This window comes from Enterococcus sp. C63, from assembly GCF_040887215.1.
Lineage (GTDB): Bacteria > Bacillota > Bacilli > Lactobacillales > Enterococcaceae > Enterococcus_B > Enterococcus_B hirae.
Genome location: NZ_JBFOFI010000003.1, coordinates 145,194 through 158,111, shown reverse-complemented (window position 1 = coordinate 158,111; position 12,918 = coordinate 145,194). Strand labels below are relative to the sequence as shown.

The 12,918-nt window shown below is 36.9% G+C and carries 11 protein-coding genes and 1 riboswitch; of the genes, 8 read left to right on the top strand and 3 right to left on the bottom strand.

The window, feature by feature from the left end; translation table 11 throughout:
* Window positions 1-57 precede the first annotated feature (57 nt).
* The 3 genes from AB3H90_RS06090 (at window position 58) to AB3H90_RS06080 (ending at window position 2,908) form a co-directional block, all read left to right on the top strand.
* Complete coding sequence (locus AB3H90_RS06090; protein WP_010737939.1) at window positions 58-561, top strand: HD domain-containing protein; 504 nt, start codon at window positions 58-60, stop codon at window positions 559-561.
* Window positions 562-809: 248 nt separating this feature from the next.
* The gene (locus AB3H90_RS06085) at window positions 810-1,457 is read left to right on the top strand and encodes a FusB/FusC family EF-G-binding protein (protein WP_010718506.1); all 648 of its coding nucleotides are present in this window, start codon (window positions 810-812) and stop codon (window positions 1,455-1,457) included.
* Window positions 1,458-1,499: 42 nt separating this feature from the next.
* A riboswitch (Fluoride riboswitch) is annotated at window positions 1,500-1,567 on the top strand.
* 48 nt (window positions 1,568-1,615) lie between these two features.
* Window positions 1,616-2,908: a voltage-gated chloride channel family protein gene (locus tag AB3H90_RS06080; protein ID WP_368016390.1), complete on the top strand. Its 1,293-nt coding sequence runs from the start codon at window positions 1,616-1,618 to the stop codon at window positions 2,906-2,908.
* A gap of 62 nt (window positions 2,909-2,970) precedes the next feature.
* Here the strand turns inward: AB3H90_RS06080 and AB3H90_RS06075 are convergent, their stop codons facing one another.
* From AB3H90_RS06075 to AB3H90_RS06065, 3 genes are all read right to left on the bottom strand, one after another.
* Window positions 2,971-4,170, bottom strand: coding sequence for a YdcF family protein (locus tag AB3H90_RS06075; RefSeq protein WP_368016389.1), 1,200 nt, complete (start codon window positions 4,168-4,170; stop codon window positions 2,971-2,973).
* 301 nt (window positions 4,171-4,471) lie between these two features.
* On the bottom strand, window positions 4,472-5,779 hold the full coding sequence (locus AB3H90_RS06070; RefSeq protein WP_368016388.1) for a serine hydrolase: 1,308 nt from the start codon (window positions 5,777-5,779) through the stop codon (window positions 4,472-4,474).
* A 124-nt stretch (window positions 5,780-5,903) separates the two neighbouring features.
* Window positions 5,904-6,026 carry a hypothetical protein gene (locus AB3H90_RS06065; protein ID WP_010718502.1) on the bottom strand — a complete coding sequence of 41 codons (123 nt, stop codon included), beginning with the start codon at window positions 6,024-6,026 and terminating at the stop codon, window positions 5,904-5,906.
* A gap of 232 nt (window positions 6,027-6,258) precedes the next feature.
* Here AB3H90_RS06065 and AB3H90_RS06060 point away from each other — a divergent pair, with 232 nt between their 5' ends.
* From AB3H90_RS06060 to AB3H90_RS06040, 5 genes are all read left to right on the top strand, one after another.
* Window positions 6,259-7,365, top strand: a complete 1,107-nt coding sequence (locus AB3H90_RS06060; RefSeq protein WP_010737935.1) for a hypothetical protein — start codon at window positions 6,259-6,261, stop codon at window positions 7,363-7,365.
* A 443-nt stretch (window positions 7,366-7,808) separates the two neighbouring features.
* The gene (locus AB3H90_RS06055) at window positions 7,809-8,009 is read left to right on the top strand and encodes a cold-shock protein (protein ID WP_005875554.1); all 201 of its coding nucleotides are present in this window, start codon (window positions 7,809-7,811) and stop codon (window positions 8,007-8,009) included.
* Window positions 8,010-8,293: 284 nt separating this feature from the next.
* On the top strand, window positions 8,294-11,074 hold the full coding sequence (locus AB3H90_RS06050) for a helicase C-terminal domain-containing protein (RefSeq protein WP_368016386.1): 2,781 nt from the start codon (window positions 8,294-8,296) through the stop codon (window positions 11,072-11,074).
* Window positions 11,075-11,151: 77 nt separating this feature from the next.
* Window positions 11,152-11,673 carry a DUF5590 domain-containing protein gene (locus AB3H90_RS06045; protein ID WP_368016385.1) on the top strand — a complete coding sequence of 174 codons (522 nt, stop codon included), beginning with the start codon at window positions 11,152-11,154 and terminating at the stop codon, window positions 11,671-11,673.
* A gap of 19 nt (window positions 11,674-11,692) precedes the next feature.
* Window positions 11,693-12,883: a pyridoxal phosphate-dependent aminotransferase gene (locus tag AB3H90_RS06040; RefSeq protein WP_034700871.1), complete on the top strand. Its 1,191-nt coding sequence runs from the start codon at window positions 11,693-11,695 to the stop codon at window positions 12,881-12,883.
* Window positions 12,884-12,918: the final 35 nt, after the last annotated feature.

Sequence of the window (12,918 nt, the reverse complement as noted above, 5' to 3'; positions counted from 1 at the left end):
TACTAGGATCAATTTCAAAGGAAAATGAAATTCAAAAAAGGTGGCAGATCAATAATTATGACAGAAAAATGGCGTGAAGACGAAGAATATATGTCTTATGTAGAAGATCTATTAGCAACAGATGCAGTGAAGAAATTAGCCAATTATACACAACATGTCCACTCCACTCGATTAGAGCATTCTCTTAGTGTTTCTTACTATAGTTATAAATTAGCCAAAAAATGGGGCGGTAATGCAAAAGCGACTGCACGTGCAGGTCTTTTGCATGATCTTTTCTACTATGATTGGCGTACAACAAAATTTGATGAAGGAACGCATGCTTATATCCATCCAAGGATCGCAGTGAAAAATGCAGAAAAAATTACTGACCTATCCGATTTAGAGCGTGATATCATCTTAAAACATATGTGGGGCGCTACGATCGCACCGCCTAAGTATAAAGAAAGCTATATTGTGACGTTTGTCGACAAATATTGTGCTGTGAAAGAAGCAGCGCAGCCAATGACTGCTTCGATGAAACAAAAATGGCAAAGATATTTCGGCAAAGAACAATCGATTTAATACGATGTGATTAAGAATTCTTCCTGAGAAATTTCATAAAATTTCTCAGGTTTTTTTTTATTGACGAACCATGATTTTTACTGTTTACTTTGTATCAAGTACAAGTTGTTGAAACAAAATTAAAGGGGGTGATGATAAGATGCCATATGGATCTTATTTAAAAGAGTGGAAAAGCTTTAACTAACGTACTTTGTTGAAGTTCTTTTCTTCAAAGTACATTCACTTGAAAGAAGAAAGGACTCAAAGTCATGGAAAAAACAATTAAACCTTATCAATATTATTTTATTAAAAGAGAAGTCGAACAATTAATATCAGTCTATCATTCAGTAAACGATTCTAAAACGATCGAAACGGTCCAAGCATTAGCTGTGGAGAGAATAGAGGAACTAGTAGAACCCTCACAAAGGATGAACCTTTTCTTAGAAAACATCTTAGATACTTCTTTGACCAAAGAAACTGCTGAACGCTTATTAGAAGAATTAAAAGAATCAGTTCAACCTTTTGAGCAACCTTCGAAAGCTCAAATCGAAAAATTATTCCGAAAAGTGAAAAAGTTAAAACAACCTGATTGGAATCATTTGGATTTAAGAGAACACACCTATATTGGATGGAATGATCCTGGTACCCAGAAAAAATTTCTTGTTTATTATGATGAATCAGGGAAGTTAAACGGTATTCGCGGGACTTTGTCCCCGACCATTACGAAAGGGATTTGTACGATTTGTAAAAAAACTTCGAGTGTGTCACTCTTTTTAGCAACAACAAAATCGAATTCAGATGGCACCTATACGAAAAAAGGAAACTATATTTGCCATGATAGTGAGCATTGTAACCACAATTTAGTCCAATTGACTCCTTTTTATGAATTTACTGAGATTGTAAAAAAAGAAGGATAATTTCATTGTATTTTTCATAAATATATGCTATTTTAATTGATGAAGTGAATAGGTGATGGTGTTCGCCTTTAAACGTTAATCTTAAGATAACTAATGACGCCTACTAAGAATCGGGATACCCCTTTTTTTAGTAGGCGTTTTTTTGAGGAGGAAAAGAGATGGAAAATCGATTACCTGACCCAATTAGGGTCGTCGTATACATGGTCAAGTGGCTATTGATCACATTGTTATTGGGAATCTTTATGGGGAGTTTATCAGCCTTTTTTCTCAATAGTTTAACATGGGTTACTAATATACGCCTTGCTTCACCCTGGTTGTTGTTTCTTTTACCAGTAAGTGGTGGAATTTTTGCTTTTTTATATAGTAAGTACGGAGGAAATTCTGGTAGAGGAAATAACTTAGTGATTGATCAAGGAAATGGTGGGGAAGAAAAAATTCCTTTACGCCTGATTCCTTTAACGTTATTTGGAACGATTACCACCCATTTATTTGGTGGTTCTGTCGGACGAGAAGGAACAGCTGTGCAAATGGGAGGCGCTTTAGCAGAAAATTTAGCCCGTCTCTTTCAGTTAAATAAAGTGGAACGGGAGTTATTGGTGATCAGCGGGATCAGTGCTGGTTTTAGTTCCGTTTTTGGTACGCCTCTGGCTGGAACACTATTTGGGTTAGAAGTTTTAGCAATTGGAAAAGTTAGAACAGAAGCCTTATTTCCAAGTTTTTTTGCAGCACTGTTTGCTAACTTTGTGACTGAAAGCTTTGGGGTGAAACATATCCATTACCCTATGGGGACGATTCCAAATTGGGATGTATCTCTTTTCTTTAAATTATTCGTTGCAGGCATTGCTTTTGGTCTGATTGGTTGGGTATTTAGTCGTTCGATCGTTTTTTTGAAAACTTGGTATGCCAAAAGAATGGCTAGTCCAGTTCTACGTAATTTTATTGGCGGAGCTGTGGTCGTCATCGCAGCGCTCTTATTGCAAACCCAAAGATATTTGGGGCTCAGTTTGCCTTTGTTAACTGATGCCTTTAATGGTACCGCCCATTTCTATGATTTTCTTGGAAAGCTTGGATTTACTGTCTTGTCTTTAGGTGCTGGTTATCAAGGTGGAGAGGTAACTCCTTTATTTGAAATCGGAGCGACATTAGGTGCTGCTCTAGCACCAATCTTACATGTGTCCATTCCTTTTTTAGCAGCCTTGGGATTCATTGGCGTCTTTTCAGGAGCAACAAATACACCCATTGCTTGTTTTGTTATGGGAATCGAATTGTTCGGTGGACAAGCAGCCAGTTATTTCTTTATGATCTGTCTGGTGAGCTTCATGTGTTCTGGTAATAGTGGAATTTATTCAGCACAAAAAGTAGTAGTGAAAAAGGGAATTCTTTTCCTGCCAATGATGGGAAGTCAGAAACAGTCTGAGCGATCTAAGGGGAGAACGAAAACACGAAAATAGTTGTTGCAAAAGGAAAGATTACAAAAAGTAAAAGGCATTTGGGGGGCACCCAAATGCCTTATTTAAATAAAGATGCTCAAAGCTGCGAATAATACGGTAAATAGCACGATTAAGCCACCAACGATCAAGTGTCTTTTTTTGTGCAGAACCAAGATGGCGATATATTCTCGCAAAAATGCATTCGGCAAGTAGTAAAAGGCAGTTTTCGCTCCGATTCCATCCGCTTTTAAACCAGCTTGCTTTGCATAAAGACCTGCACGGAAGATGTGGTAATTATTAGAAGTGAAAATCGCTCGATATGGCCCACCAGTTTGTTGATCCATGAGTTCTTTAGAAAAACGCATATTTTCTAAAGTTGTCTTTGAATTGGCTTCCACCAAGATATCTCTCTCAGGAATGCCTTTAGCTAAAGCATATTGCTTCATCGCAATTGCTTCCGGCACTTTTTCATCTGATCCTTGACCACCAGACATCAATAGAATAGGCGGGTTCAAGGTTGCTTTACTTTGTGCCCAATAAAAGGCGATCGCTTTGTCGATTCTTTTTGCTAAAAGAGGGGATACCGTTTCGCCATTTAGTAGACCAGCCCCTAAAACGATAATGTAATTTTGGTTGTATCGTGGACGGTTGAACTGATACAAAAAAGAAACGGTTATAAAGTTATAGAAAACCACAAAAAGATAAAACAGAATCAATGGGACAGCCGTGAATAATACATTGAACCATTGTGGGAAATATTGGATAAAGAAGATTTGAAATATAGTATATAACGTCAAAAAGATTGCTAATAATAAAGTTAAGAGATTGGCTAATGAGCGAGATTCTCTTTTTAAAACTAATAACCCGTTCCAAAATAAAAAGACGATCAAAATGTAAACGCCAAATAACAAGATCAACAAAACGGGGATAGCAATTATTGCAAATAAACCACCAATAAAAATATTTTGTGTTTCAAGCAGCAAGGTGACTAAGTAGCCGCCAAAACTAATTAAAAAGAAATTGAACAATACCCCGTTCAATAGTTTGCGTTTTTCAGTAAAATAGGAGAATGCAAAAATACTGAAAAAAACAAGTGGGATCAAAAAGTAAAAGGTGGAATAAGAAATTTCCAAAACAATGAAGTAAGTGACCATCATCATAAATGTCCAAGATCCACAATAAAAGAACAGAGCAGGATCACTTTGACGACGGCGCCAATAAAGAATACCGGTAAACCCTAAAACATAGAGAACCAAGAAAGTCAGGTCTCTTGTCAAATTCATAGAATTAACTCCTTTCGTTTAGTGAACACGAAATAAAACGTGTTTTGTTTAGGTTGATACCAATTTACGCAAAAACGATTGATTGAAAGATAAAATCAATAAAATTGACACAACCTTTACTATTATAGCTAAAATTAGAGAAAAAAGCTGTTCTGAAAAATTAAAAACTAAAAAAAGGAAAACTTGAGGCATGTAGCAGGGATTGTTAGATAAAAGTACACCTCCTAAGTTAGACAATGACATTCTGACTTAAGAGGTGTACTTAAAATTCTACATTCTACTTGTTGGTATTTTAGCTGGATTAGAACAAATTACTAAAAAAATCAGTAACATGTCGCCAACCAATCACAAAGATATTTGCTTTTTCAACTGATTTAGCAGTAATAATATCTGTGGTTGGTTCTTTATTGTCTTCCAAATAGCCCAGTGAATCATCGGCTAAGGTAATCGTTGCTGTCCCTACCTTCATACCTTTATTGACGGGGGCTGCTACTTGATTATTCGTTACGACTTTTTTATCAAGGGTAGGAGTAATTTTTAATTTACCAGTATCCATACCATTTCTTACCCAAACTTTTACAGGATTTTTTAAGGCAACAGCTACTGAAGTTTCTTTGCCATCTTTCACTGCTAAGTTTTTTAAATCTGGAATACTTGCATTGGACTTTCCAAGTTCTTTAATTGACCAATTATCATAGCAGTAATCCATTAAGCGTCCGGTTTCGTTGAAGCGGGCACTTGGATTTGTTGCATGGTCATCGGCATTTAAAACAACCGTAATGACTCGTCTACCCTCTTTATTGATCGTTCCAACAAAACAAGCACCAGCAAATTCAGTTGTACCAGTTTTTAAACCATCTACGCCTTCTTTGTAGTTAACAAACCCAGAAAGCATCCAATTCCAATTCACCATTTCGACAGGTGACTGAGTCCCTTCGCCGAATGTTTCATTAGTAGTATTTGTCACTTTTAATACCTCAGGGAAATCTAAGATCAAGTGTCTGGCAACAATCGCAACATCTTTGGCTGACATTTGGTTTTCTTCTGTTTCCGAGGTACCTTCAGGACGATTCTCACCGAGATAGGAATTATTTAATCCAGAGGCGTTCACAATCGTTGCGTCGTTAATACCCCAATCTTTTAATTGTTTTTTCATCAATTCAAGAAACTTTGTTTCACTGCCAGCTATTTTTTCGGCTAAAGCTACCATTGAGGCGTTAGCAGATTGAATAAAGGCTGAATCAAAAAGTTCTTTGACCGTATAGCTGTTCTCTTTGTGCAAAGGTACGTTTGACAAGTCAGGAACAACGCTCAATTTTTCAGCATAATCTGAAATTGGCACTTTTTCATCCCAAGTCAGTTTTCCTTCTTTTACTTGATCAAGAACGATATAAAGACCAATTATTTTGGTGATTGAAGCAATTCCCATTGGTTTTTCTCCATCTTGATCATAAAGGATCTTACCACTCTCTGCATCAACAGCAAAAGCGGCTTTTGCATTGACTTTGAATGATTTGTCAGCGTGAACTGCTGTGATTGGTAAAATCGCAGTGAGGCACAAGATCAAACTTGTTAATAACATGAACAATCGTAATTTTTTTTGAGGCATTTATTTTCTCCTTGTTTTCTAATAGTTTTCCTATAAATTAAAATTTTATCAAAGAGATAGAGTAGTTTCAATATTTCTGATAAAAACATAATAAAAGATATTTATAGAAAAAGGAGAAAAGTGGTTACTTCTCTTGATCTTTGCTACGAATTTTTACCGGTTGCACTTCTGGCTCATTCAATCGAGAAGCAACAAAAATAGTAACAGCAGTTAGGGTTAATAAACTGAAGATCATGAATATGTGCATGTGATCACCTCATTCATTTATTTTCTCTTAGTGTAGCAAAAAGAATTGAATTTCTTTTTAAGAAATGAAAGGAATGATTGAGTAAAGTATGAAATAATTATGAAATTAATTAAATAAAACAAAAATAGAAATAAGTCGATTTATTAAAATTCGTTTTATTATCTCGAAAAAATTTGTTGTGGTAGACTTTACTTATAGTAAAGGAATGACTTTTTTTAGGAGGGATACGATTATGACAAAAATGGCGAAAGAATTATTGTCACAGCTGACTTCAGAAGGTGCTACAGGCCCATTCGTCACGATTATGTTGAACACCCATGTCGCACATCAAGATGTAGAAAAAGATCAAATCAAGTTCAAAAATTTTGCGAAAGAAGCAAAAAAACGGTTTGAAAAAAAATATGCTGAACATGACTGGTCCTTGTTCCAAGAAAAAATCACTAGTTTGTTAGAAGATGCTTCATTTTGGCGAAGCGCTACAACAAGCGTGGCTGTCATCTTATCTCCAGAACATACGTATATCCATCGCTTAGGTATTCCTGTAGATGACCAATATTATGTGAGTGATCTGCCATATCTTCTAGCGATTATCAAAAATAGTCACTTTAACTACGCTTATTATCTACTAGGATTGAATCGTGATTCAATGAAGTTGTACGAAGTAAACAATAAGCAGGTAACTGAAGTAAAATTACCGGAAGATGCACCGAAAGATGTAGTAACAGCTTTAGGTTCTGAGTTAACAGGTGGCGGATTAAACTATACTTCAAATGGTAGTGAGGGAGCTACGTTTCATGGTGTCAATCCAAAAGATGAGGAAGTAGAGATCGACTGGGTCAATTATTATCAAGCAGTTGATGATTATCTTAAGGATACCTTTGACAATCCTGAAAAACGCCCAATTTATCTCTTTGCGTTACCGGAAAACCAAACGATGTTCAAAAAAATTGCTAAAAATCCGTACTATTGTTCTGATGTGGCGATCTCTGCCTCACCTGCACAATTATCGTTAAAAGAAATCGAAGCAGGAGCTAAAAAACTCTCTGAGGAATTAGCTGCGAAAGAAGCAGAAGGGTATAATCGTTTGTTAGATAAGAAATTTATCGATCAACTAGTGGATATCGTTCCAGCTGCTAAAGAAGGGAAAATTTCTCACTTGTTTATTGCTACGTCTAACTTAGTGGATGGATTTGGAGAAGATCCAGAAACAGAGTATGACCGCCGTCAAGTTTTAAATGAATTGGCAGATAATGTCATCATGAACGGAGGACAAGTAGTCATTCTTGAACAAAAAGAGGCGCCAGATGAGAAAAGTTTAGTAGCAATCCTTCGTTACTAATAGAGTGCCATGAGATTTTGCATTTTGAATAAAGAAATGAAAGAGCACGACTGGGGAAATTTTTTCCTCAGTCTTGTTTATAGTTAAAAAATAAAAAGTAGAAGAAATCAATTCAACTGGTGTTATTTTACTATCAACTATCGTTCTTATGGGGAATCTTATCAAAAAAAATCGTTAGAGAAAGTCTGAATTATAAGGAAACGATTCCATATTTGTTAGGACGGAATACAGAGATATCCCTCTTTTTCTCGTTTTTGTCAGAAAACACCAGATGAAAAGGAAAAAAAGAAGGGAAAATAGTGGCTATTTTGTAACCGATATGATATATTAAGAGTGTAGTTTTTGTTCGGTAATCTGTGGCATGTTTCAAATAAACATCTTCCAGATATACACCATTCAAGTAATTGCAAAATATGTGTTGAAACACAAGGAGGATTTTTATTATGGAAACAGGTACAGTAAAATGGTTTAACTCAGAAAAAGGTTTTGGATTCATTACAGCAGAAAACGGTAACGATGTATTCGTTCATTTCTCAGCTATCCAAGGCGACGGATTCAAAACTCTTGAAGAAGGTCAAACAGTAAACTTTGACGTTGAAGAAGGTCAACGTGGCCCTCAAGCAACTAACGTTGTTAAAGCTTAATTAATTGATTTGAATAAAAGCTCGATAACTACATTGTAGTTGTCGAGCTTTTTTGTTTTGGATCAATCACGAAGTTAAATACGTTCTTCAGATAAGTGGAATTGATTCTGCATCAATAGGTAGTTGAGTAATCAGCCGGTAGGTAAGGTGATCAGATGATTTAGAAAGTGAACCAATAATATAAAGGTTTTTTTTCACAAATGGAAAGAGAGATTAAGAAATTTTCTTGTGATTGTAGTATAATCGCAAGAGAACATTTAAAGGCAAGAGAAGAGGAAGTAAATTTGAAATCAAAAACTTATGCAGTTGTCGATATTGAAACGACTGGGACAAATCCAAAAGAAGATCGCATTATCCAATTTGGATGTGTCATGATTGAAGGTGGTCGAATCACTTCTCGTTTTTCGATTGATATTAATCCCGGACGCAAGATTTCCAAACAAATCCAACATCTGACAGGAATTACCAATCGTCGTGTCCAACAAGCACCTTATTTTGAAGATGTGGCCGCAACCATCTATAATCTGTTGGCGGATACGATTTTTGTTGCTCATAATATTTATTTTGATTATAACTTTCTTAATCAGGAGCTATTAAGGTGCCAAACACCGGGATTAAAGATTCCTGGCATCGATACTGTTGAATTAGCTCAAATCTTCTTGCCAAGTGAGCCAAGCTTTCGATTGGCTGATCTGTCAGAGAGTCTAGGCTTTATTCATGAAAACCCACACCAAGCTGATAGTGATGCCGAAGTGACTGCCCAACTTCTTCTATTGATTGAAGAACGGATGCGCCGTTTACCATTAGTCACATTAGAAGCCATTTATGCATTAAGTGGGCAAACTGGAATGGATACAAGTCGATTTATTCAAAGTGTGATGGAAGAGATGAGAGAACAACCTCAGCCGTTAAACGAAGAATTAGAGATAATCGATGGGTTAGCTTTGCAAAAAAAAGAAGTAGATCTTTATACCAGCATTCATTACAACGAGCAAGTTTATCCTAGAAAGAAACAAGCTAAAGAAAAGATATTTGGGAAAACATTGATGTATCGTAAGGAACAAAATCGCTTGATGAATGCAGTATACGACCATTTTACCAAAGATGAGTCCAAAGATTTGATGATTGAAGCCGCTACTGGAATGGGAAAAACGATCGGGTATCTACTCCCACTCAGCTATTTAGCCACTCCTGAAAAGCCGGCGATCATCAGTACTGTCTCACTGGTACTCCAGCAACAGATCATGGAAAAAGATATCCCACTGTTAAATCAATTGTTGGATCAGCCGATTCAAGCAACAGTGATTAAAAGTTATCGCCATTATATCGATTTACAAAGGTTTAAAGCGACCCTTGAAGCGCCAAAAGAACAAAAACAGTATTTACTTTACCAAATGGCAATCCTTGTTTGGTTGACTCAAACAAAAACCGGTGATTTAGACGAATTGCATTTGACCAACTTGAATCATCTTCTTTTTAGTGAGATTGCCCATCGGGGGACTTCATTTTTAGCTAAAAATCAACCGTTTTATACACAAGATTTTGTTCGTTTTTTAGAGAGAAAGATCCAGCAAAGCAATTTTTTGATTGTGAATCATGCTTTTTTAGTCCAAGAAACCCAAAGAAAGCGACCATTGTTACCAGAGAGTCCATATTTATTGATCGATGAGGCGCATCATTTGCCTGATATTGCAGAGAAAGTCAATGATCGCCGCTTAAGTATTGCGTATTTTTTCAAACAAATCCAACAGTTTAACGAATCGGATCATTTGTTTGACCGGATCAAAGCGTATTTACCAGAAAACCACGAAGTTCAACGTTGGTTAGAGATTTACCAAGAGGAGTTAAACGCACTTAACGAAGCGCAAATTTTTCTGGCAGAAGGACTGAATCAATTTGCGGCAAAGCAAACAAACGGTCAGTATCCAGAAGAAATGATGGTTACTCAAGAAATGCTTTCGCAGTTACCATTTGAGTCGAGCCTTGCAATTGACCATCTCCATGTGTTTTATCGTGAAATCAAACAACTACAAGACCAAATGCGCTTAAGTTTGACAATCATTCAAGAAAGCTGGACGAAACAAATGCGCATTGATTTAGCCACTCTTTATCAATTATTCGATCAAATGGAAAAGCAAGCAACTTTGATGGAACAGTGGCTGGAAGATTGGCATGAAAATTTGATCCATTGGTTTGTTCCCAACAAAACGGCGCAACAAACGATTTTTCATCTTCACGATTTCAAGGCAGCCTCACTGAAAAGAACAGTTTGGTATCCGCGCTACACGCATATTTTATATATTGGCGGCACGCTTAAAGTGGGACCGAATCGTCAGTATCTTGCGAAACGTTTAGGAATTGAAGGTACACCATTGAAAGTGATCGCATCTCCTTATGATTACGAAAAACAAGCCCGTATCTATGTACCCAAAGAAGCACCGTCAATTAGTCAAGTTGATCAGCAACAATACGTGGACTATTTGTCTCAGACGTTGTCTCAATTGATCTTACAAGAAAAGCGGCCAATCTTGGTTTTGTTTACGTCACATGATATTTTACAAAAAGTTTATCAGGCGATTCATTTATCCATGTTAGAGCAAGGACGGGAAATCTTAGCCCAAGGGATCGGTGGTAGCCGACAGAAATTGTTGAAACGATTCATGCTGTCTGAAATGAGTGTTTTATTTGGAGCTGATAGTTTTTGGGAAGGTGTGGATTTACCGGGGGATGCTTTACAGATTGTCGTGGTTACCCGCTTACCTTTTGACAATCCGTTACGACCGATGGTGAAGGCAAGGAATACCTACCTTGAATCAGAAGGAATCAACCCATTCTATCAAGAATCGATCCCTAAAGCTGCTTTAAAATTGAGACAAGCCTTAGGAAGATTGATTCGTGGTGAAGAAGATCGAGGCGTTTTATTGATTCTGGATCGTCGATTACTGTCTGCGAAATACAGTAATCGGATCTTGCAGGCCTTACCGAAGAATATTACGATCAAAGAAGAAACATTGGTCGATATTTGCAAAGATATCCCAAAATTCTTAAAGAAAAACGAAGAATAAACTTCTTCAGACAATCTATTTTCGCATGAAAAATCTGCTATAATAAAACTTAGCGAATATAAAAGGAGCGACGATCCTTGAAGAAACAATCAAAACAAAAGCAAGAATCTCCGAAAGAAAAAACAATTAATCATGTATTACTAGGGTTGATTATCGCTTTATTAGCGATCATCGTATTTAGTTCGATTTTTTATTTACGTGCGAGCCGCCCAAGGATGCAAGCCAAACAAGAAGCAATTGAGATTGCTAAAAAATACGCAGGACTTGAAGAAGCAGATCACTTTTATTGGTTTACTCGGAATCATACTTACTTTTCTTTGACTGGTAAAAACGATAAAGGGCAAGAAATTGCGGTCATTATTCCTAAATCGGGCGAAAAGGTCAAAATATTAGCTCAAAAAGATGGGATAACTGAACAAGAAGCAAAAGAAAAAATTGCTCAAGCTCATCCAGAAGTCCAAATTGAAAAAGCTTCACTAGGAATGTACGATAATCAAGCTGTATGGGAAGTTGTTGGAAAAAATTCAAAGGATCAATTCAATTATTATTTGCTTTCTTTCGAGTCAGGGAAAGAAATAAAAACTATCACTGGAATATAATTTGTAAAGGATGAGTAGGATGAAGCTGTCAAAAAGAGTACAACAATTAGAACCTTCTGTGACGCTTGCTGCAGCAGCAAAAGCAAAAGCTTTGAAAGCACAAGGAAAAGATATCTTAAGTCTAACGGTCGGAGAACCTGACTTTGCAACGCCCGAAAATATCCAAGAAGTGGCGGTTCAGGCAATTAGAAACGGCAAAGCAAGTTACTATACGCCGAGCGCAGGGATTCCTGAACTACGCCAAGCAATTGTCGATTATATCAAGGAGTATTATGGGATCACCTATGAACCTTCTCAAACGATTGTAACGGATGGTGCAAAATTTGCGTTATATGCCCTTTTTCAGACGATTTTAGATCCTGAAGATGAAGTGATCATCCCAGTACCTTATTGGGTAAGTTATGGAGAGCAAGTAAAATTAGCAGAAGGTCGACCGGTATTTGTTAAAGGCGAGGAAAACAATGGATTTAAAATAACTGTTTCCCAGCTAGAAGCATCACGAACCCCTAAAACGAAAGCATTGATCATCAACTCTCCTTCGAATCCGACAGGAATGATCTATGATCAAAAAGAGCTGCAAGCAATCGGAGAATGGGCTGTCAAACATGATATTTTGATAGTTGCAGATGATATTTATGGACGTTTAGTTTATAATGGCAATGAGTTTACTCCAATTGCAACAATCTCTGAAGCTATTCGTAAGCAAACGATCATCATCAATGGGGTCTCAAAAACTTATGCAATGACGGGATGGAGAATCGGCTATGCTTTGGGGAACCAAGAAATCATCGATGGGATGATTGCAATTGCTTCTCAATCAACAAGTAATTCAACAGCAGTCAGCCAATATGCTGCGATTGAAGCGTTGACTGGTGAGCAAGATCCAGTGGAAGAAATGCGCGTGGCATTTGAAGAACGCCTAAATATCTTATATCCACTTGTTTCAAACTTACCTGGAGTGACACTTAATAAACCACAAGGTGCTTTTTATTTGTTTCCGAATGTAAAAGAAACGTTGGCTATGTGCGGTTATGAGAATGTCACGAAGTGGGTAGAAGATCTATTAGAGGAAACGGGTGTTGCTTTAGTAACTGGTGAAGGGTTTGGTGCGCCAGAAAATGTGCGATTAAGTTATGCAACGGATCTTGGAACTTTGGAAGAAGCAGTCCGACGTATTGCGCAATTTATTGAGAGTAAAAGTCAAATATAATCCTAATAATTAAGGTAGAGCGAAGGAGAGTCATA